At 70.7% G+C, this 20,532-nt stretch carries 15 protein-coding genes; 8 read left to right on the plus strand and 7 right to left on the minus strand.

The annotated features are described in order from the left end of the window. Positions 1-45: 45 nt before the first annotated feature. From AC3ENQ_RS07135 to AC3ENQ_RS07145, 3 genes are read left to right on the plus strand one after another with little or no spacing between them, the layout of a single operon-like run. Entirely contained in the window at positions 46-1,395 is a 1,350-nt protein-coding gene (locus AC3ENQ_RS07135; protein ID WP_431803075.1) for a carbohydrate ABC transporter permease, read from the plus strand. Continuing rightward, on the plus strand, positions 1,392-2,378 hold the full coding sequence (locus AC3ENQ_RS07140) for a carbohydrate ABC transporter permease (protein ID WP_431803077.1): 987 nt from the start codon (positions 1,392-1,394) through the stop codon (positions 2,376-2,378). Before AC3ENQ_RS07135 ends, AC3ENQ_RS07140 begins: the two co-directional genes overlap by 4 nt. Before the next feature lie 55 nt (positions 2,379-2,433). Beyond that, positions 2,434-5,298 carry an HAD-IC family P-type ATPase gene (locus AC3ENQ_RS07145; RefSeq protein WP_431803079.1) on the plus strand — a complete coding sequence of 955 codons (2,865 nt, stop codon included), beginning with the start codon at positions 2,434-2,436 and terminating at the stop codon, positions 5,296-5,298. 24 nt (positions 5,299-5,322) lie between these two features. Here AC3ENQ_RS07145 and AC3ENQ_RS07150 read toward each other — a convergent pair whose 3' ends face one another. After that, positions 5,323-6,003, minus strand: a complete 681-nt coding sequence (locus AC3ENQ_RS07150; protein ID WP_431803081.1) for a DUF305 domain-containing protein — start codon at positions 6,001-6,003, stop codon at positions 5,323-5,325. Beyond that, entirely contained in the window at positions 6,000-6,713 is a 714-nt protein-coding gene (locus tag AC3ENQ_RS07155) for a thioredoxin-like domain-containing protein (protein ID WP_431803083.1), read from the minus strand. Before AC3ENQ_RS07155 ends, AC3ENQ_RS07150 begins: the two co-directional genes overlap by 4 nt. Positions 6,714-6,862: 149 nt before the next feature. Here AC3ENQ_RS07155 and AC3ENQ_RS07160 point away from each other — a divergent pair, with 149 nt between their 5' ends. The 5 genes from AC3ENQ_RS07160 (at position 6,863) to AC3ENQ_RS07180 (ending at position 13,336) form a co-directional block, all read left to right on the plus strand. Beyond that, positions 6,863-8,176 (plus strand): multidrug effflux MFS transporter, encoded by a 1,314-nt coding sequence (locus tag AC3ENQ_RS07160; RefSeq protein ID WP_431803085.1) that lies wholly within the window; start codon positions 6,863-6,865, stop codon positions 8,174-8,176. A 31-nt stretch (positions 8,177-8,207) separates the two neighbouring features. After that, positions 8,208-8,858, plus strand: coding sequence for a phosphatase PAP2 family protein (locus AC3ENQ_RS07165; protein WP_431803087.1), 651 nt, complete (start codon positions 8,208-8,210; stop codon positions 8,856-8,858). Next, positions 8,855-10,792 carry a helicase HerA-like domain-containing protein gene (locus AC3ENQ_RS07170; protein WP_431803089.1) on the plus strand — a complete coding sequence of 646 codons (1,938 nt, stop codon included), beginning with the start codon at positions 8,855-8,857 and terminating at the stop codon, positions 10,790-10,792. The genes AC3ENQ_RS07165 and AC3ENQ_RS07170 overlap by 4 nt, the downstream gene beginning before the upstream one ends. 255 nt (positions 10,793-11,047) lie before the next feature. Continuing rightward, on the plus strand, positions 11,048-12,715 hold the full coding sequence (locus AC3ENQ_RS07175; RefSeq protein ID WP_431803091.1) for an SDR family oxidoreductase: 1,668 nt from the start codon (positions 11,048-11,050) through the stop codon (positions 12,713-12,715). A 9-nt stretch (positions 12,716-12,724) separates the two neighbouring features. Continuing rightward, a complete protein-coding gene (locus AC3ENQ_RS07180; RefSeq protein ID WP_431803093.1) occupies positions 12,725-13,336 on the plus strand; it encodes a GNAT family N-acetyltransferase in 612 nt (203 codons plus the stop codon). Positions 13,337-13,617: 281 nt separating this feature from the next. Here the strand turns inward: AC3ENQ_RS07180 and cydC are convergent, their stop codons facing one another. The 5 genes from cydC to AC3ENQ_RS07205 all read right to left on the minus strand — a co-directional run bounded on the left by cydC (position 13,618) and on the right by AC3ENQ_RS07205 (position 20,321). Continuing rightward, positions 13,618-15,300 carry a thiol reductant ABC exporter subunit CydC gene (gene cydC / locus AC3ENQ_RS07185; RefSeq protein WP_431803095.1) on the minus strand — a complete coding sequence of 561 codons (1,683 nt, stop codon included), beginning with the start codon at positions 15,298-15,300 and terminating at the stop codon, positions 13,618-13,620. After that, positions 15,297-17,042, minus strand: a complete 1,746-nt coding sequence (gene cydD / locus AC3ENQ_RS07190; RefSeq protein WP_431803097.1) for a thiol reductant ABC exporter subunit CydD — start codon at positions 17,040-17,042, stop codon at positions 15,297-15,299. Before cydD ends, cydC begins: the two co-directional genes overlap by 4 nt. 48 nt (positions 17,043-17,090) lie before the next feature. Beyond that, the gene (cydB, locus tag AC3ENQ_RS07195; protein WP_431803099.1) at positions 17,091-18,122 is read right to left on the minus strand and encodes a cytochrome d ubiquinol oxidase subunit II; all 1,032 of its coding nucleotides are present in this window, start codon (positions 18,120-18,122) and stop codon (positions 17,091-17,093) included. Between the two features lie 11 nt (positions 18,123-18,133). Further along, positions 18,134-19,576, minus strand: a complete 1,443-nt coding sequence (locus AC3ENQ_RS07200; protein ID WP_431803101.1) for a cytochrome ubiquinol oxidase subunit I — start codon at positions 19,574-19,576, stop codon at positions 18,134-18,136. Between the two features lie 121 nt (positions 19,577-19,697). Continuing rightward, on the minus strand, positions 19,698-20,321 hold the full coding sequence (locus tag AC3ENQ_RS07205) for a helix-turn-helix transcriptional regulator (RefSeq protein ID WP_431803103.1): 624 nt from the start codon (positions 20,319-20,321) through the stop codon (positions 19,698-19,700). Between the last annotated feature and the right edge of the window lie 211 nt (positions 20,322-20,532).

A 20,532-nucleotide genomic window follows, 5' to 3' on the forward strand; every position in this document is an offset into this window, starting at 1 on the left:
TCACCTCACATCACCCGCGTCCGTCGCCGTACCCGGAGAGCTTCGATGACCGATACCACCACCGCGCCGCCCTCGCGTCGGACCGACGCGACGCCACCGTCATCCTCTGCGCCGCGCCGTCGCTTCACGACACGCACGACGATCGTCGTCGCGACCGTGATGCTCGCGCTCATGCTGGCGCTTCTCGTCCTCCTCATCCTGAGCGCGCCGATGGAGGATCCGGCGAAGATCGTCATCCCCGGCTTCTCGCTGACCGCGCTGTTCCAGTGGCTCGGCGCGATGAACCCGCTCGTGCAGATCCCGATCATCCTCGTGATCTTCGGCGCGGTCGTGATGCTGATCCTCGTGCTCATCGAGTTCGCGCCGCGGCCGGGCAAGGTCTACTTCTGGATCCGGCTGGTCGCGTGCTTCGCGATCCCGATCCTCGCCCTCATGCTGCTGCGTCCGTACCAGAACGCGTTCATCTACGTCTTCGGCATCGCCGTCCTCTCCGGAGCGCTGCTGTTCTGGCTCGACTATCGCTCGCGTCAGGGTGCGGGCTACCTCTTCCAGCTCGTGCTGTTCGCCGCACCCGCCGTGACGCTGCTCCTCATCGGCCTCATCTACCCGTTCATCGCGACCTTCTTCCAGTCGTTCTTCGACAAGACCGGCGACCAGTTCGTCGGCATGGAGAACTACGTGTGGGTGTTCACCCAGCCCGAGGGCGTGTGGTCGGTCGTCAACACCCTCATCTGGGTGCTCGTCTGCCCGACGGTCGCCACGATCGCGGGCCTCGCCTACGCCGCCTTCATCGACCGGGCTCGTGGCGAGAGGTTCCTCAAGGTCCTCATCTTCATGCCGTTCGCCATCTCGTTCGTCGGCGCCGGCATCATCTGGAAGTTCGTCTACGACTACCGGCAGGGCAACCAGCTCGGCATCCTGAACGCGATCGTGACCGCCTTCGGCGGTGAGCCGGTGCCGTGGCTCAGCGTCACCCCGCTCGTGAACAGCCTGCTGCTCATGGTCGTCTTCATCTGGAGCCAGACGGGACTCGCGATGGTGATCCTCTCCGCGGCGATCAAGGCGGTGCCGCCTGAGCAGATCGAGGCGGCCTCGCTCGACGGCGCGAACGCGTGGGAGCGGTTCAGGAACGTGACGGTCCCCGGCATCCGCTCGTCGATCATCGTCGCCTTCACCACGATCGCCATCGCGTCGCTGAAGATCTACGACATCGTCGCCGTCATGACCGGCGGCCGCGCGAACACCTCGGTGCTCGCCTTCGAGATGGTCAACCAGCAGCAGCGGTTCCAGAGCTACGGACACTCGGCGGCGCTCGCGGTCGTGCTGTTCATCTTCGTGACGCCGCTGATCGCCTTCAACATCATCCAGATCCGCAAGCAGAGGGAGATCCGATGAGCACCGGCGTCGATGTCATCGAAGCACCCGGGCCGGTAGGCGACGGACGCTCCGCCAAGCAGGTCGCGCGCGACACCCGCAAGCACGAGGCGATGGCGCGCAAGCGCCTGACCTCCAAGGGCGCGACCATCGCGGCCCTCATCATCGCGTTCTTCTGGACGATCCCGACGTTCGGCCTGTTCGTCACCTCGTTCCGCCCCGGGTCCGACGTGCAGAGCACGGGCTGGTGGACGGTCTTCGTGAACCCCTCGTTCACGCTCGACAACTACCAGAAGGCGCTCACCTCGGGCGGCACGGCCCTCACCCTCGGCGAATCGTTCATCAACTCGCTCGCCATCACGATCCCGGTCGTCTTCTTCGCCCTCGCGATCGCGTCGATGCTCGCCTACGCGTTCGCGTGGATCGACTTCCCCGGTCGCAACATCGCGTTCATCGCCGTCTTCGCACTGCAGATCGTGCCGCTGCAGATGGCCCTCGTGCCGCTGCTCAGCCTCTTCTCGCGAGGCCTGTCGATCGGCGACGTGACCGTCTTCCCGCCGCTGGAGCTCCGGGGCCTCGAGCACAGCTTCGCGACGGTGTGGATCGCGCACGTGATCTTCGCGCTGCCGCTCGCGGTGTTCCTCCTGCACAACTTCATCGCCGAGATCCCGAGCGAGCTCATCGAGGCGGCCCGCGTCGACGGCGCCGGACACGGGCAGATCTTCCTCCGGATGATCCTCCCGCTCGCGGCCCCCGCGCTCGCGTCGTTCGCGGTGCTGGAGTTCATCTGGGTGTGGAACGACCTGCTCGTGGCGACGATCTTCGCTCCGTCGACGTCTCTGCCGATCACCCAATCGCTCAACTCCCTCTCGGGCACGTGGGGCGACCAGTGGTTCCTGCAGGCGGCGGGTACCTTCATCTCGATCCTCGTGCCGCTGATCGTGTTCTTCCTGCTGCAGCGCTTCTTCGTGCGCGGCCTGCTCGCCGGCGCGACGAAGGGCTGACACCCGGCACGAGGACGATCTCCCGTTCGTGCGGCGACGGATCTAGGGTGAAGCCATGTCCGAACCCGCGACGGCCGGTCTCGATGAGACGGTGGACGTCGCGCGCGGGCTGAGCGCCGCCGAGGTCGCCGAGCGCACCGCGGCGGGGGAATCGAACGCCTACTACGCGGAGACGAGCCGGAGCGCGGCGAGCATCATCCGGGCGAACGTTTTCACGCTGTTCAACGGGATCGTCTTCGCGTGCTTCGGCATCCTCTTCCTCGTGGGGCGCTGGCAAGATGCCCTGTTCGGCTTCGCGGCGATCGCGAACGCGATCATCGGCTCGGTGCAGGAGTTCCGTGCGAAGGCGGCCCTCGACAGACTCGCGGTCATGAACGCCGCGCAGGCACGCGTCCGCCGCGACGGGACGGAGCAGGAGATCGCGCCGAGCGAGGTCGTCCGCGGCGACATCCTCGTCCTCCGCGCCGGCGACCAGGTGCCCGCCGACGCGCAGGTGCTGCACACGCGGGGCCTGCAGATCGACGAGTCGCTGCTGACGGGCGAGGCGGATGCCGTCGACAAGGCGCCGGGCGACGACGCCCTCTCGGGCTCGCTCGTCGTGGGCGGCGAGGGCGACGCGCAGGTCGTGCGGGTCGGGGCCGAGGCCTACGCCAACGCGTTCGCCGGGGAGGCGCGGCGGTTCTCGCTCGTCGGGTCGGAGTTGCGCGACTCGATCAACCGCGTGCTCGCGTGGGTCGCCTGGGGGATCGGTCCGATCGGCCTGCTGGTGCTGAACGCGCAGATGCAGGTGGTCGGCGGGTGGGAGCGCGCGTGGGACACCGGGGCGTGGGTCGACGCGCTCACCGGGGCGATCGCCTCTGTCATCGCGATGATCCCGCTCGGCCTCGTCCTCATGACCTCGATCGCCTTCGCCGTCGGCGCGGCCCGGCTCGCGTCGAAGCAGGTGCTCACCAACGAGCTCGCCGCGGTGGAGGGCCTCGCGCGCGTCGACATCATCTGCCTCGACAAGACCGGAACGCTCACCGAGGGCGAGATCGTCTACGGCGATGCGTACGTGCTGCCCAGCGCAGGGGATGCCGGGAGCACGGATGCCTGGCGGCGCGCGCTCGGCTGGTACGGCGCCGCCCCCGACGCGAACGCGACGGCCCGGACCCTGCGCGAGCCGTTCGGCGACGCCGCTCCGGTCACCGAAAGCCGGATGATCCCGTTCTCGTCGGCGCGCAAGTGGAGCGCGGCATCCTTCGCCGAGATCCCGGGCACGTGGGTGCTCGGCGCCCCCGAGCTCGTCTTCGGTGCGGCAGCATCCGATGGCGCCGACCCCCTGGGCGCCGCCGTGCTCGAGCGCGCCGAGGCCGGGCGGCGCACCCTCGTGCTCGGCTTCTCTCCCGCCGCCCTCGCCGACGACGACGCCGGGGCGGAGCGGCTGCCGCGCGATCTGCGCCCCGTGGCCGTGCTCACCTTCCGCGAGAAGGTGCGCGACGATGCCGCCCAGACGCTCCGGTACTTCTCCGAGCAGGGCGTGCAGGTGCGGGTCATCTCGGGCGACAACCCGCGGACGGTCGCCGCGATCGCCCGCGAGGTCGGGCTCGACGCGCCGACCGGCTTCGATGCGCGCGAGCTCCCCACCGACCCGGTCGCCCTCGGCGAGGTGCTCGAGCGGAACCTCCTCTTCGGGCGCGTGACGCCCGCGCAGAAGAAGGGGATGGTCGAGGCGCTGCAGGCCCGCGGACACACGGTCGCGATGACGGGCGACGGCGTCAACGACGCCCTCGCGATCAAGACGGCCGACATCGGCATCGCGATGAACTCCGGCGCCGCCGCGACGAAGGCGGTCGCGCGGCTCGTACTGCTCGACGGCCGCTTCTCGCACCTCCCGGACGTGGTCGCCGAAGGCCGTCAGGTCATCGCGAACATCGAGCGGGTCTCGATGCTCTTCCTCACGAAGACCGTCTACGCGACGCTCCTCGCGATCCTCTTCGGCATCCTCGTCCTGGAGTTCCCCTTCCTCCCGCGGCAGCTGTCGATCACCGACGGGCTGACGATCGGCATCCCCGCCTTCTTCCTCGCGCTCATGCCGAACGCGCGCCGCTACATCCCCGGGTTCCTCCGCCGATCGCTCAGCTTCGCGATCCCCGCCGGGATCGTCGTCGCGCTGACCCTCACCGGCTACACGCTTCTCACCCGCTCGCTCGACACGGATGCCGATGAGCTCCGCACCGGCGCGACGATCATCCTCGCGGTGGTCGGCATCTGGATCCTCGCGGTGCTCGCCCGTCCGCTCACCCGCTTCAAGGGGCTCATCGTCGGGGCGATGTTCGTCGCGCTCATCGTCATCTTCTCGGTGCCGCCGGCACGGCAGTTCTTCGTGCTCGTCGACCCCGGGTTCGACACGGCCGTCGTCGTCGCGCTGTGCTGCATCGTCGCGATCGTCCTCATCGAGGTGATCCGCTTCTTCCAGAAGCGCTACGTCGCGCGCACGGTCGCCGCCGGCGGCACGCACGCCCTCGCCGCGCATCCCTCCGAGGCGGCGGCGCGCCCGTGGCCCGTGTCGGTGGCCGTCGTGCTCGTGTACCTCGGCGGGCTCGCGAGCGCACTGTTCGGCATCCTCTACCTGCTCAGCCGCTACGACGTGACCGACGATCTCGTGGTCGAGGTGACCCTCATCGGCGCGGGCATCATCCTGTTCGGCTTCCTGTCGATGGCCGCCGCGGCAGGACTCTCGCGGGGCAGCGGACTCTCACGCGTGTTCGTCACGGTGCTCGCCGCCGTCCTCATCGGGCTGCAGCTGTGGAGTCTCGTCGTCCACCAGGACTGGAGCGTCTGGACCTTCGCGCAGATCGCGCTGCACGTCGGGGTCGTCGTGGCGCTCTGGGCGAAGCCCGCGTGGCGGTTCTTCCGTCCGGTCCGCCAGTCGGTGTGAACCCCGAGCGGTGCAGATCGTGCGTCAGCCGGTGCAAGAGAGTCGCTGCTGCAGCGAGGTCATGAGGTCGATCTCGGCCGACTGCGTCGCCACGACGCCGCGCGCGACCTGCAGCGCGCGCGGCTCCGAGCCGAGCTCGAGAAGCGCCTGTGCCATCGGCAGTGCGCCCTGATGGTGCCGAATCATGAGCGCGAGGTACGTGCAGTCGGCTTCGGTACCGGTCTGCGAGCGCATCCGCTCGAGCTCGGCCTCGCTCGCCATCCCCATCTCGGTCAGCAGGTCCGCCTCGGAGGCCCCTGCGGCTGCGGTGTGATCATGGCCGGTGTCGGCCGCGGTCATCCAGGCCATCAGGGGCTGATCGCCGCGCTGGGGGAGGTGCCACTTCACGAGCCAGTCGTAGAACTCGCCGCGCTGCGACGACTGAGCCGTCGCGATGTCGTAGGCGAGGACGCGCACGTCGTCGTTCGCGGTGGTGCGGTAGATGTCCATCGACATCTCGACCGCCTGCGCGTGGTGGATCTGCATGTCGCGGGCGAACCCGGCCTCCGGCGACTCATTGCCCGGCGCGGCACCCGCACCGGAGGCGCCGAACGTCGAGAAGCGTCCGATGGCGAACGCGAGGCCCGCGACCGCGAGTGCGACGAGCAGCACCGCCCACCACGGCGGGAGGGTTCGACCCGTGCGCGTCCCGCGCACGTCGCTCACGACTGCTTGCCCTCGCCGTCGAGCGCGCCGGTGCAGGAGGCGCCCGGCTCGGGCACGTTCTGGTTGCGCCAGTACTCCTCGAAGAACGCCGGGATGCGCTCGTCATCGGCATCCTGCAGTTGGAGCTGCGTGTTCCAGGCGCTCAGCACGATCGGCGACGGCAGGCCTTCGTAGGGGGAGAGGATGACGTAGGTCGAGGGGAGCTGGGCCTTCAGCGCCGCGAGGTCGTCGTCGCTCAGGGCGTCGGCGTCGTACGTGACCCAGACGGCGCCGTGCTCGAGCGAGTGGACGGCATTCTCGTTCGGCTGCGGGCGGTCGTAGATGCCGCAGTTGAGCCAGATGTTGTTGTGCGGGCCGCCCGCCGGAGGGTTCTGCGGGTAGTCGACGGTGCCCTCGACGTGGCGCGTCTCGTTGGTGAAGGTCTCGACGCCCGCGATCTCGGCGCCCTCACCGCCCGCGGTGTAGGTCGGGGCGCCGGGCGGGGCGAAGATGACGGATGCCGCGATGAGCGCGACGACGGCGAGGCCCGCCGTGCCGCCGACGATCCACCAGGTGAGCTTCGAGCGGCGGCGCTTGGCGAGCTGCCTCTGGTATTCGGCGAGCTTCTCCTGCTTCTGCTGCTCGCGCTGCTGCTTGATGGTGAGGTCGATCTTCGCCTGCGTCGCGGGGTTGCCGCTCTGGCGCTTCTTGGGGGAGGAGGTCGGCGTCATGGTCCTCCGATTTTATGCGGCCGAATGGGGTCTCGGCCCGGGAGCGGGCCGTTCCGATCCTGGGAAAGGGCTATCATTGTGGCTTCCCGAATCGTTTCGGCTCGGGTCGCCCTCTCCGCCACCTCCCCTTCAGACTCCGACGGGACGCCGTGCTCGACACCGCCTCGACCCCCACCGTTGCGTCCGCCCCCGCCACGGAGCGGCCGGCGGCGGCGCCCGCGACGGGTATGGTCGTCCTCCACCCCGGCGACGCCCTCTCGACTCCGCGTCGGGTGGTGTACATCATCCTGCTCGGCGCCCTCACGGCGCTGGGCCCCTTCACGATCGACCTGTACCTGCCCGCCTTCCCGGTGCTGCAGCAGGACTTCCAGACCACTGCGGCGGCGATCCAGCTGACCCTGACGGGAACGATGATCGGCTTCGCGCTCGGTCAGCTCATCGTCGGCCCCCTGAGCGACAAGGTCGGGCGGCGCGTGCCGCTCCTCGCGGTCACAGCGCTGCACGTGTTCGCGAGCATCGGCGCCGCGTTCGCTCCGAACCTCGCCCTGCTGAGCGTGGCGCGCGTGCTGATGGGCATCGGCGCCGCGGCGGGCGGCGTCGTCGCGATGGCGATCGTCCGCGACCTCTTCGGCGGCAGGCGCCTCGTCGTCATGTTGAGCCGGCTCGCGCTCGTGTCGGGCGTCGCGCCCGTCGTCGCGCCGCTCATCGGATCGGCGCTCCTCGCCGTCATGCCCTGGCGAGGCCTGTTCATCGCGCTCGCGATCTACGGCCTCGTCATGCTCGTGTCGGCCATCGTCCTCATCCCCGAGACCCTCCCGAAGGCTCGCCGCCACGAGCGCGGCACGACGACCGTCCTCGAGCGGTACAAGAGCGTGTTCAGTGACCGTGTCTTCATCGGCGTCCTCATCATCGGCGGCATGACCTTCAGCGGACTCTTCTCCTACCTCTCGTCGTCGTCCTTCCTGTTCCAGGAGGGGTACGGATTCAACGCGCAGCAGTACGGTATCCTCTTCGCCGTCAACTCCCTCGGCGTCGTGCTCGGCGTCCAGACGGCCTCGCGGCTCGCCGCCCGCTTCGGCCCGCAGTGGGTCCTCGCCTTCTCGACGAGCGCGCTCGTGCTGGCCTCGGCATCCATCATCGTCATCGACCAGCTGGGCCTCGGGCTGTGGCCGACCATGGTCGCGCTCTTCCTGTTCATGACGGCGTGCGGGTTCACGTTCCCGTGCGTACAGGTGCTCGCCCTGGACCGGCACGGCAAGGCCGCGGGAACCGCGGCATCCATCATCGGGGCCTGCAACTTCGGCGTCGCCGGGCTCATCTCGCCACTCGTCGGCTGGGTCTCGCGCGACGCGGGCATCACGGCGACGACGATGGCGGCGGTCATGGTCGTGTGCGCCGTGATCGGATGCCTGTCGCTGTGGCTCGTCGTGCGCCCGCGCACCGTCGCGCGTCTGTCCTCCTGACGCCCTCGCAGTCATCGGGCACAATGGGGCGATGACGCCGCCCGTGAACGACCAGGTCACCACCGTCGCCCTGCAACGCCTCGTGATCGGCGTGGTGCTCGTGCTCCTCGCGGTGGGGCTCGGTATCCTCGTGACGGTCGAGGCCGACATCGACCTCGACGACTGGTGGAACAGGTTCGTCGGCTTCTTCGGTGCCTCTCAGGACGTCGCCCTCGCGCTGAACTTCCTCGGCGGCGGCTGGTTCGCGACCTTCGTCATCCCGCTCGCGGGCGTGGGGCTCATGCTGGCGCTCCGGAGGCCGTGGGGCGCCCTGTTCGTCGTCCTCGCCTCGGCGGGGAGCGCCCTCGGCGTGCAGATCCTGAAGGCGATCTTCGGGCGCGCGCGCCCGGAGGACATGATCGTCGTGTCCGACCACGGCTCATTCCCCTCGGGGCATACGGCGAACGCCGCGACCGTGGCGACGATCGCCGTCGTGCTGTTCCCGCGGGTCTGGGTCGCGATCGTCGGCGCGGCATGGGTGTTCGCGATGGCGTTCAGCCGCACGCAGGTGCACGCGCATTGGTTGAGCGACACCGTCGGCGGCACCCTTGTGGGCGTCGGCGCGGCCCTCATCGTCGCGGCCGCGATGACCTCCCGATTGACTGCCGAAGCGGCGCGGCCCGTCGCTAGGCTGACGGCATGACCGCACCCGACGACGCAGAGATCGCCCGCCTCCAGGCGGAAGCCGAGGCCGCGGAAGCCGCCCTCAAGCTCGCGCAGGCGAAGGCAGCGCTCGCCGCCGCGCAGGCTGAGGCCGCGAAGGCGGGCCGTGGTGCGGCGGATGCCTCGGATGCGGATGCCTCGGATGCGGCGGCCCCGGCTACGGAGTCGGAGGCCCCCGCTGCGGAGGCCCCCGCCGCGGAGGCCCCCGCCGCGGAGGTCCCTGTTGCGGAGGCGGCGGTTGCGGAGGCCCCGGCATCCACCGCCCCCACGGACGCTCCCGCCGGTCCGCTCGATGCCGACGAGGTCGCCGCGATCACGAAGGGCTACACGTTCGCGGACGCGACGCTCGACCTCGGCGCGCTCATGAACGGCGAACCGGTGCCGTCCGCGCAGATCCGCATTCCGCTGCAGATGATGAACCGGCACGGGCTCGTCGCCGGCGCCACCGGCACGGGAAAGACGCGCACCCTGCAGGGGCTCGCCGAGCAGCTCGCCGACAAGGGCGTACCCGTCTTCGCCGCCGACATGAAGGGCGACCTGTCGGGCATGGCGACGCCGGGTGAGTCGAACGAGAAGCTGCTCGCGCGGACGCAGGCGATCGGTCAGGACTGGAAGCCCGAGGCATCCGCTCTCGAGTTCTTCGCCCTCGGCGGCGTCGGCAAGGGCGTGCCCGTCCGCGCCACGGTGAGCGCCTTCGGCCCGCTGCTGCTGAGCAAGGTGCTCGGCCTCAACGAGACGCAGGAGTCGAGCCTCGGCCTCGTCTTCCACTACGCCGACGAGAACGGCCTTGCCCTCGTCGACCTCTCCGACCTCCGCGCCGTGCTGACCTGGCTCACGAGCGACGACGGCAAGACGGAGCTCAAGGAGCTCGGCGGGCTGTCGGCGGCGACCGCCGGGGTGATCCTCCGCGAGCTCATCACCTTCGCCGACGACGGCGCCGACGTGTTCTTCGGCGAGCCCGAGTTCGACGTCAAGGACTTCCTGCGGATGGCACCGGACGGCCGGGGCGTGATCTCGCTCCTCGAGGTCCCGGGCGTCGCCGACAAGCCGGCCCTGTTCTCGACGTTCCTCATGTACCTGCTCGCCGAGCTGTACGAGATCCTTCCCGAGGTGGGCGACCCCGAGAAGCCCGTGCTCGTCTTCTTCTTCGACGAGGCGCACCTCCTCTTCACGGACGCCTCGAAGGCGTTCCTCTCGCAGATCGTGCAGACCGTGCGCCTGATCCGCTCGAAAGGCGTCGGGGTCTTCTTCGTGACCCAGACGCCGAAGGATGTTCCGAGCGACGTGCTGGGGCAGCTCGGCTCGCGCGTGCAGCACGCCCTCCGCGCGTTCACGCCCGACGACGCGAAGTCGCTGCGCGCGACCGTCGGCACCTACCCGAAGAGCGGGTACGACCTCGAGCGCGTGCTGCAGGAACTCGGCACCGGCGAGGCGATCGTCACCGTCATGAGCGAGAAGGGCGCGCCGACCCCCGTCGCGTGGACGCGCCTGCGCGCGCCGCAGGGCCTCATGTCGCCGACGCCGGACGCGCAGATCGACGCGGCCGTCGCGGCATCCCCTCTGCTCGCCCGCTACGGCACGTCGGTCGACCCCGAGTCGGCGCGCGAGATCCTGACGGCGAAGATGAACGCCGCCGCCGAGCAGGAGGCCGCCGCGGCCGCCGCGAAGCAGAAGGCGGATGCCGACAAGGAGCTCGCCAAGCAGCAGGCCGCGCAGGCCAAGGCCGACGCGGCCGCTGAGAAGGAGCGCCAGCGCGAGTACGACCGTCTCATCAAGGCGACGGGCGGCTCGACCCGCACTCGCACGAGCCGGAAGAAGGAGACCTCGCCGCTCGAGCAGGTGCTGAACTCGCGGACGACGCAGACGATCTTGAACTCGGTGATCCGCGGGGTGTTCGGCACCGGACGGCGCTGACGGCGCTGACGGCGCTGACGTCGGGGCGCGGGCTGCGGCTCGCGGGCGGCGTGCGTTCATCGGAGATCGGGCGTTCTTCGGAAGGATGAGGGCCGAAACCTCCGACGAAGCACGGATCTCCGGAGAACGGCGGCTGCTCGCGGGTCAGGGGGTCGCGGCTCAGGCGAGGGGCGCGGGGGATGCCGGTGACTACCGCGCCGGCGCGCGGTGCGCAAGCCACTCACCCGGCGGGGAGGGCGTGGCTAGCGTGGGTCCATGACCGATTCCCCGAGCGCCGAGTCCCCGAGCGGCGAGTCCCCGAGCGCCGAGTTCCCGAGCGTCGAGTTGTCGAGCCCGACCGGGCGTGAAGAAGCTCTATGCGCCGTGCCGCGCGCGGACGGATCCGCGCCGCGGGCCCTCGTCCTCGGATCCACGGGGTACATCGGCGGCCGGCTCGTGCCGCGCCTGCTCGCCGCGGGCTACCGCGTGCGGGTGCTCGTGCGCGACCCGGCGCGGCTCGCGGCGTTCGACTGGGGCGACGACGTCGACGTGGTCGCGGGGTCGGCGACCGACGCAGGCGCCGTCGCGGAGGCCTGCGTCGACGTCGACGTGCTGTACTACCTCATCCATTCGATGGGGCAGGGGAAGGGATTCGAAGACGCCGACCTCGAGGCCGCGCAGACGGTGGCGAAGGCGGCGGCCGAGGCATCCGTCGGTCGGATCGTGTACCTGGGCGGCCTCCACCCGGAGGGGGTGGAGCTCAGCCCGCACCTGCGCTCGCGGGTCGCGGTGGGGGAGGTGTTCCTGCGCAGCGGCACGCCGACCCTCGAGCTGCAGGCGGGCGTCGTCATCGGATCGGGCTCGGCGTCGTTCGAGATGATCCGCCATCTCACCGAGGTGCTGCCGTACATGCCGGCGCCGCGCTGGGTACGAAATTTCATCCAGCCGATCGCCGTCCGCGACGTGCTCTACTACCTGCTCGGCGCGGCGCGCGTCGCGCCCGACGTAAACCGTGCCGTCGACATCGGCGGCCCCGACGTCCTGCGCTACGGGCAGATGATGAACGGGTACGCGGTCGAGGCGGGCCTCCCGCAGCGGCCGATCGCATCGCTTCCTGTCTTCACCCCGGGCCTCGCGTCGCACTGGGTCAACGTCGTCACCCCCGTGCCGCGCTCGATCGCCCGGCCCCTCATCGCGTCGCTGCAACACGAGTGCGTCATGGACGACCACGACATCGACACCCTCATCCCGCAGCCCGAGGGCGGCCTGACGCCGTACCGCCGTGCGGTCGCGCTCGCGCTGGGACGGGTCGAGGCCGACACCGTGGAGACGAGCTGGCAGGATGCCGATGTCACCGGCATCCCCTCGGATCCGCTCCCCTCCGACCCCGACTGGGCCGGCCGCACCGTCTACACCGATGTACGGACGGCGCACACGGATGCGCCCGTGGACGACCTCTGGTCGGTCATCGAGGGCATCGGCGGCGAGAACGGGTGGTACTCGGCGCCGCTCCTGTGGGCCGTGCGGGGCTGGATGGACCGCGTCGTCGGCGGCGTCGGCCTCGCGCGCGGACGCCGCAGCCGGTCGCGCGTCGCGGTCGGCGACGTGATCGACTTCTGGCGCGTCGAGAAGGTCGAGCAAGGGCACCTGCTGCGCCTGCGGGCCGAGATGAAGGTGCCCGGCCTCGCGTGGCTCGACCTCGCGTGCGAACCCGACTCCGCCGGCGGCTCGACCTACCGGCAGAGGGCGGTGTTCTTCCCGTCGGGGCTCGCAGGGCGGCTGTACTGGCTGTCGGTGCTGCCGTTCCACGGCTTCATCTTCCGCGGGATGGCGCAGCGCATCACGGCGGCCGCCGAGGCGGAGGCGGAGGCGGAGGCCGATGCCGAGGCCGAGGAGCGGGCGGCTTCCGGCGCGGGTGCGGGAGCGACGGTCCCCGCGCCGTAGACTCGCGGGATGCCCTTCATCCGTCCCTTCCGTCCCGGCGACGAAGCCGCGCTGTCCGAGATCTGCCTGAAGACGGCGGATGCCGGGGCCGACGCGACCGGGATCTTCGCCGACGACGACCTGTGGGGAGAGGTGTTCGTGTTGCCGTACGTCGCGCGCGACCCCGACCTCGCCTTCGTCGTCGAGACCGACGACGGCCGGGTTGCCGGCTATGTGGTCGGCACCGACGACACACACGCGTTCGAGGACTGGTTCCACGACGAGTGGTGGCCGCGCCACCACGACCGGTGGCCGGCGCCCGACCCCGACCTGCCCCTGGAACTGCGCACCCGACAGGACGGGACCGTGTCGTACGCCTACGGGCGCCGCGCGGGAGCCGAGCCCTTCGGCGACACCTACCCGGCGCACCTGCACATCGACCTCCTGCCCGAACTGCAGGGGCAGGGCTTCGGGCGCCGCCTCATCGACACGCTGATCGAGGCGCTGCGCGCGCGCGGCGTCACGGGCCTGCACCTCGCCGCCGACACCCGCAACGAGGGCGCGATCGCGTTCTACCCGCGCGTCGGGTTCACGCGCATCCCCTCGCACGAGGACGTCGCGGCCTTCGGCCGCGAGATCTGAGCTCGCGCTCCAGCTCCCTGCCCGCCCCTGCCGTTACGCGAGCAGGCGAGCTCGAGACACAGCCTGCTCGCCGCCCGTCTGGGCCGCCCCGCGTTCCGAAAGCCGTTACGAAAGCAGGGCAGAACCGCTCAGCGCGCCGCCACGCGTGCTCGACAGAGCGATTGACCCTGCTTTCGGAACACAACGACCCGACGACCCGACGACCCGACGACCCCACGACACAACGACTCGACGATTCGACCGACCCCACGATTCGGCCGGTCGCCCGCGGCCCGTCGGCCTCAGCCCAAGACGCGGCCGCCGGCGAGGTGCACCGTCCGGTCGACGAGGCCCTCGGGCACGGCGACGTGCGAGATGAGCAGGACAGCCTGGTCGTCGCCGACGGCGGTCAGCAGGTCGGTGAGCAGAGCGTCCGAGGCATCCGGGTCGACCCCCGCCGTCGGTTCGTCGAGCACGAGCACGGGGAAGCCGTGGAGGAGCGCCCGCGCGAGCGAGATCCGCTGCGCCTGGCCGCCCGAGACGAGCGCGCCGCGTTCGCCGACGCGTGCCGAGAGCCCGCCGCGTTCGCGGAGCCACGGGCCGAGGCCGACGCGGTCGAGGGCCGCTTCGAGCTCGGCATCCGTCGCCGTGTCGCGGGCGAAGAGGAGGTTCTGCCGGATGTCCTCGTCGAAGAGCATCGGCTGCTGCTCGCAGAGCCCCACGGTGCGGCGCACGTCGTCCGGTGCGAGGGTCGTGACGTCCGCGCCGCCGACGGCGTAGGTGCCCGCGGGGGTGTCGAGGAATCGCACGAGCACGTGCGCGAGGGTCGTCTTGCCGGCGCCGCTCGTTCCGACGACGAGCACGCGCTCGCCGGGACGCACGTCGAGGTCGACGCCGCGGAGGGCGTCATCGTCGTCGTGGGGCCAGTGCGCACGTGCGCCCCGCAGCGCGAGGCCGGCGCTCGGCCCCGAGCCGAGCGCGGGCGCGGTGCCCGTGGGCGGCGGGGTCTCCTCCGACGGGATGCCGTCCGGCACCGTATCGGGCAGGGCGGAGGCGATCCGCTCGGCCGCGGCCCGCACCTGGCGCCACGACGCCGCAGCGGCGGGGACGGTCGCGAACACCTCGAACACCGCCATCGGAACGAGCACGGCGATCGCGAACTCCGGCCCACGGAGGGCCCCCTCGCCGACCGCCGGGCCCGCGACGAGGAGCGCGAGGATCGATGCGGCGCCGGCGAGCAGCGACACGACGGCCGCGGTGCCGGCCTGCGCCCCGGCGCGGCGGACGGCGGCGCGGCGGAGCGCCGCATCGGCCGTGCGGATGCGCCGGGCGCTCTCGTCCTGTGCGCCGTACGCGACGAGGACGTCGAGGCTCGCCAGGTGGTCGAGGACGGCGTCGGCGAGGCGGGCGCGCAGCGGGGCGATCGCCCGCTCGGCGCGCGACCCCGACGCCCACCCCCACGCCGTCGCGACGATCGCGGCGACGACGAGGCAGGCGAGCAGTGTGAGGCCGGCCGGCCACCACACGATCGAGACGAGGACGACGGCGCCGAGCGCGACGGCGACCGACGAGACGAGCGGCAGCACGACGCGCAGCGGCAGGTTCTGCAGTTCGTCGACGTCGTCGACGAGGGCGGCGAGCACCGACCCGCGGCGCGTCCTGCCCAGACCGTCGGGGGCGAGGGGGATGAGCCTTCGCACGAGGTCGGTGCGGGTCACGGCGAGCTGCCGGAGGGCGGCGTCGTGCGACGCGAGCCGCTCGGTGTAGCGGAAGGTCGCGCGGCTCAGCGCGAACGCGCGCACGCCGACGACCGCGACCGAGAGGTACATGACCGCGGGCTGCTCGCTCGCGCGCACGATGAGCCACGCGCTGCAGGCGAGGAGGGCGACGGCGGATGCCTCGGACAGGAACCCCGATGCCGCGCCCGGCCAGAAGCGTCGCAGGGACGGCATCGCACGGCGGAGGATGTCGTTCGCGGTCGTCATGAGACCACCTCCGCGGTGCGGGCGGAGAGCGTCACGACGCGGTCGGCGATCTCGCGGGCGGAGCGCCGGTGCGAGACGAGGACGACGGTGGCCCCGGCATCCGCGAGAGCGCGGACATTCGCCCACAGTGCGGCCTCGGTCTCGGCATCCAGCGCCGAGCTCGGCTCGTCGAGGGCGAGCACGGGCGCGAGGCCGCGCAGGTGCCGGTGGAACGCACGGGCGACGGCGACGCGCTGCGCCTGCCCGCCGGAAAGGCCCGAGCCCTGCACGCCGAGCTCGGCGGCCGGATCGAGATCGCCCGCCTGCGCGAGCTCGAGGGCCTGGACTGTCAGCGGGTGCGGGTGAGTGCCGGCGTCGGGGTCGGGGTCACCGAGACGGACGTTCTGCCCGATCGTCCCCGCGATGAGCCCCGGGTTCTGACCCGCCCACGCCAGCCACGACGCGGGGGAGAGCGTCGCCGCCTCGACGCCGTCGACGAGTGCGTTCCCCTCGTAGTCGGCGGCGCCGCGGAGTGCGGCCAGAAGGCTCGACTTGCCCGATCCGCTCGGCCCCTCGACGAGGGTCACGGTGCCGGGCTCGGCGGCGAAGGTCACGGGGGGCAGCAGCAGGTCGCCGCGCCGCACGCGCAAGTCGCGCACCTCGAGCCGGCGCGTCACGGGGGCAGGAGAAATCGTGGAGGCAGGACCGTAACCGGCCGCACCGTCCTGTGTCGGTGATATCTCCTGCGTCGGCGACGCCGCCCCGGCGCCGGACCCCGACGCCGCCGCCTCATCGAGGACGGCGAACACGTCGTCGGTCGCGGCGACGCCCTCGGCGGCGGCGTGGAACTGCACGCCGACCTGACGCAGGGGCAGGTACGCCTCCGGCGCGAGGAGCAGGACGAACAGGCCCACGGTGAGCGTCAGCGACCCCTCGAGCAGGCGGAAGCCGATCGAGACGGCGACGATCGCCACGGAGATGGATGCCAGCAGCTCCAGCGCGAACCCGGAGAGGAACGAGACCCGCAGCACGCGCATCGTCTCGCGCCGGTAGCTACGGGTGACCCGGTCGATCGAGTCGGCGGCGCGGTGCTGGCGGCCGAAGACCTTGAGCGTCGACAGGCCCTGCACGGTGTCGGCGAAGCGCGCCGCGAGGTGGCCGAGCGTCTTCCACTGCTTCTGCTGGACGCTCCGCGTCGCGAGACCGATGAGGATCATGAAGACGGGGATGAGCGGGAGCGTGAGGAGCACGGTGAGGCCTGAGATCCAGTCCTGCCACCACATCACGGCGAGGAGGACCGGCGTCGTGATGACCGTGAGCACGAGCTGCGGCAGGTAGCGGCCGAAGTAGGCATCCAGCGCTTCGAGTCCCCGCCCCGCCGTGATCGCGAGCTGCGCCGTGTTGCGGGACGCGAGCCATGCGGGGCCGAGGGCGTCGACGGCATCCACGAGCCTTTCGCGCAGCTGCACCTGCACGCGCGCCGCCGCCCGCGCCGACAGGGCCTCGCGCGCCCAGAGCAGGAGCGCGCGAAGCACCACGACGACGGCGAGGGCGATGAGGGTCTGCTGCAGCCGCGCCCACGGGACGCCGTCGATGACGCCGGTGATCGCCTGGGTCAGGAACCACGCGAACGCGATCACGACGAGCGTCTGCGCCGCGCCGATGAGGGCGATCGCGACGAAGAAGCCGCGGGAGGCGCGCGCGTAGCGCAGCAGGCGCGGGTCGACCGGGCGCGAGCGCGCGGGAGCCGGGTCGGATGCCATGCTTCGATCCTGCCTTACGAACGCCCCGCGAGCCCCTCGGGCGACGCGTCAGTGCACCTCGGCGGCAGCCCTCTCGATCGACGAGCGGCTGACGCGCTTGCGGAACACCCAGTAGGTCCAGCCCTGGTAGAGGAGGACGAGCGGCAGGAAGATGACCGCCGCCCACGTCATGATCGTGAGCGTGTAGTCGGAGCTCGACGCGTTCTCGATCGTGAGGCTGTACGCCGGGTCGGTCGTGGAGGGCATGACGTACGGGAAGAGTGCGAGCCACAGTGTCAGCACCGCGAACACGATCGTCACGGCTCCGGCGGCGAACGCCTTTCCGTCGCGGTCGATCCAGTTGAGGTACACCGACAGCAGCAGCGCCACGGCGGCGATCACGCCGCACGCGATCACGGCCCACAGGAGCGGCGCCTCGCGCCCGGCCGCGATGACGACCGTCCAGACGACGCAGCCGGCGGCGAGCACGACCGTCGGGATCGCGAGCTTCTTCGCGAGCGCCTGCGCGTCGTGATGGACCTGCCCGTCGGTCTTCAGTCCGACGAAGTAGACGCCGTGGAGGAAGAACAGGAACAGGGTCGTGAGGCCCACCCACAGTCCGTAGGGGTTCAGGAGCGTGAGGAGCGAGCCGGTGAACTCCTTGTTCTCGTCGATCGGCACACCCTGCACGATGTTGCCGACGGCGACGCCCCACAGGAGCGCGGGGACGACCGAGCCGATGACGATCATGATGTCGTAGCGGCGACGGGCGGCCGGGTCCTCGGTGCGGTGGCGGTACTCGAACGAGACGCCGCGGAGGATGAGGGCCAGCAGGATCAGCAGCAGCGCGAGGTAGAACCCGCTGAAGAGCGTCGCATACCACTCCGGGAACGCGGCGAACAGGCACGCGCCGGCGACGATCAGCCATGTCTCATTGAGGTCCCAGACGGGCCCGATCGTGTTGATCACCTGGCGGCGTGAGACGTCGTTCTTGCCGAGGAAGGGGAGCGACATGCCGACACCGAAGTCGAAGCCGTCGAGGACGAAGTAGCCGACGAACAGCACGCCGACGATGAAGAACCAGAGGTAGGCGAGATCCATGACCGGGCTCCTTAGTAGACCGTCGCGAATTGGTCGTCGAGTTCGGATGCCGAGTCATCCGGCGGCTCGATTCCTCCGGGCCCCTTCTGGGCGGCCTTCTTGATGAGCTTGAACTCGACCACCGCCAGGGCGGCGTAGATCGCGGTGAACGCGATGAGGGAGATCAGCACGTTCCACGCCGGGACGCTCGGCGAGACGCCGTCCTCGGTGAGCATGAGACCGAACACGATCCAGGGCTGACGGCCCATCTCGGTGAAGATCCAGCCGACGAGGCTGCCGAGCATGGGAAGCGGGGCCGACCAGATCGCGACGCGCCACGCCCAGTCGGGGACCGGCTTCGTGGCGTTCTTGCGGGTGAGCCAGAGGCCGACGATCGCGATGAGCACCGCGATACCGCCGAAGCCCATCATCCAGCGGAACGACCAGTAGGTGATCCAGATCGTGGGGGCGAAGTTCAGGCCCTCCGCCCCGAGCTGCGCGGCCCAGGCAGGCCACTGCTCGGAGTACTGGGCGTTGAGATCGTTGAGGCCCTCGACGCAGCCGTCGAAGGTCTGCGTCGAAAGGAACGACAGAAGATAGGGAACGCGCAGCGACCAGACCTCGCCCGTGCCGTCGGGTGTGCCGATCGAGAAGATCGAGAACGAGGCATCCCGCCCGCACGCCGTATCCCACAGGGCCTCGGCGGCGGCCATCTTCATCGGCTGCGTCGCGACCATCTGGAGGCCCAGCTGGTCGCCGGCGATGACGACGCCGACGAACGAGGCGATCATGAACCAGAGACCGAACTTCAGCGCGGGGCGCATCGTGTCGACGTGCTGGTGGCGGCGCAGGTGCCAGGCCGCGGTCGCGATGACGACGGCCGCAGCGAACATGAACGACGCGAACATGGTGTGCGGGAAGGTCGCGAGGGCGACGCGGTTCGTGAGGACGGCGAAGAAGTCGTTGAGCTCCGCGCGGCTGCCGTCGGCGGCCATCTGGTAGCCGACCGGGTTCTGCATCCAGGCGTTGGCGGCGAGGATGATGTAGGCCGAAAGGCTCGCCCCGATCCACGCCATCCAGATCGTCGCGAGGTGGATGCGGCGGGGTAGGCGCGTCCAGCCGAAGATCCACAGGCCCAGGAACGTCGCCTCGAGGAAGAACGCGAGCAGGCCCTCGAAGGCGAGCGGCGCGCCGAAGATGTCACCGACGAAGCGGGAGTACGACGACCAGTTCATGCCGAACTGGAACTCCTGCACGATGCCGGTCACGACGCCCATCGCGAAGTTGATGAGGAACATCCCGCCGAACAAGCGCGTCAACTGGAACCATTTGACGTCGCCCGTGCGGTGCCAGACGGTCTGGAAGATCGCGACGACCAGGCCCATGCCGAGGGTGAGCGGCACGAAGATGAAGTGGTACAGCGTCGTCAGGCCGAACTGCCAGCGGGCGAGCAGCAGCGGGTCCAAGAAGTCCATCTCGGTCCTCTCTCAGGGCCGGGCGCGGCGGCCCGGTCTTCCTTGTGACTGAAGGTACACAGGTTGCGCTCAGCGGCGAAGAGACCGGGCCGTGAATAAACCTCGCGCGCCCTCCTCGCGGTCAGGGCGTCTGCGAGGCGTGCAGCAGCTGCACGATGCACTCCCGCGGATCGCACGACGAGCGCATGCCGTCGACGGAGAGCGGGCCGTCGGCGGCGCTCAGCACGCTCTGCATGATGCCGAGGTGCACGCTGCAGAGGACTTCGCGGTGGGATGCCTGGGCCGACGCGTGCGCGCAGGGCGTGAGTTCGACCGTGAGTTCGTCCTCGTCCACCAGCGGGTCGAAGCCGGCGTCGACGAGGTCTTCGACGAGAGCGTCGATCTGGTGGAGGGCGCTCTGTTCCAAATCGGGCGCGGCACCCGGGATGACGCGGCGCATGAGGTCGCCGCGTTCGGCGGCGGCGCGGACGCGGCGGTGCTGGACGGCGCTGCGGGCGACGACTCCGTCCGTCGCGCTGTAGAGGACGCGGGGTCGGCCACGCGTCGTGCGGTTCTCGGTCTTCGACACGACGTAGCCGTCGTCGATGAGCCGTTGGAGGTGTTCGCGCACCGTGTTGGGGTGGAGCTTGGTCGCCGAGACGAGTTCGGAGACGGTGCGCTCGGGGCGATCCTGCACGAGGTGGAGGATCTCGACGCGTGAGTAGTTGGAGATGGCGCTGTAGCCCGCCGGGCGACCTGTGGTCATACCACTATTATTCACGGCCTCGGCCCTCTCCGCCAGCGCCGCGCCGAATCTCTTCGGCGGAGGCACCGCGCGGGCGCGACGCGGTGCGGCGAGCGTGGCGCCGCAGATCGTTCCGCATCCGTTCACCCGGCGTGTGCCGCGCGTTCGCCCGGGCTCGGCACTCTCTCCGGGAACCCCCGCTCCGCCGCGCCGTCGGGCGCCGACCCCCCGG

It is taken from the genome of Microbacterium sp. bgisy203 (assembly GCF_057706945.1).

Coding starts and splice junctions, on each gene's coding strand:
- AC3ENQ_RS07135 (WP_431803075.1), top strand. CDS start 46: ATGACCGATACCACCACCGCGCCGCCCTCGCGTCGGACCGACGCGACG.
- AC3ENQ_RS07140 (WP_431803077.1), top strand. CDS start 1,392: ATGAGCACCGGCGTCGATGTCATCGAAGCACCCGGGCCGGTAGGCGAC.
- AC3ENQ_RS07145 (WP_431803079.1), top strand. CDS start 2,434: ATGTCCGAACCCGCGACGGCCGGTCTCGATGAGACGGTGGACGTCGCG.
- AC3ENQ_RS07155 (WP_431803083.1), bottom strand. CDS start 6,713: ATGACGCCGACCTCCTCCCCCAAGAAGCGCCAGAGCGGCAACCCCGCG.
- AC3ENQ_RS07165 (WP_431803087.1), top strand. CDS start 8,208: ATGACGCCGCCCGTGAACGACCAGGTCACCACCGTCGCCCTGCAACGC.
- AC3ENQ_RS07170 (WP_431803089.1), top strand. CDS start 8,855: ATGACCGCACCCGACGACGCAGAGATCGCCCGCCTCCAGGCGGAAGCC.
- AC3ENQ_RS07175 (WP_431803091.1), top strand. CDS start 11,048: ATGACCGATTCCCCGAGCGCCGAGTCCCCGAGCGGCGAGTCCCCGAGC.
- AC3ENQ_RS07180 (WP_431803093.1), top strand. CDS start 12,725: ATGCCCTTCATCCGTCCCTTCCGTCCCGGCGACGAAGCCGCGCTGTCC.
- cydC (WP_431803095.1), bottom strand. CDS start 15,300: ATGACGACCGCGAACGACATCCTCCGCCGTGCGATGCCGTCCCTGCGA.
- cydD (WP_431803097.1), bottom strand. CDS start 17,042: ATGGCATCCGACCCGGCTCCCGCGCGCTCGCGCCCGGTCGACCCGCGC.
- cydB (WP_431803099.1), bottom strand. CDS start 18,122: ATGGATCTCGCCTACCTCTGGTTCTTCATCGTCGGCGTGCTGTTCGTC.
- AC3ENQ_RS07200 (WP_431803101.1), bottom strand. CDS start 19,576: ATGGACTTCTTGGACCCGCTGCTGCTCGCCCGCTGGCAGTTCGGCCTG.
- AC3ENQ_RS07205 (WP_431803103.1), bottom strand. CDS start 20,321: ATGACCACAGGTCGCCCGGCGGGCTACAGCGCCATCTCCAACTACTCA.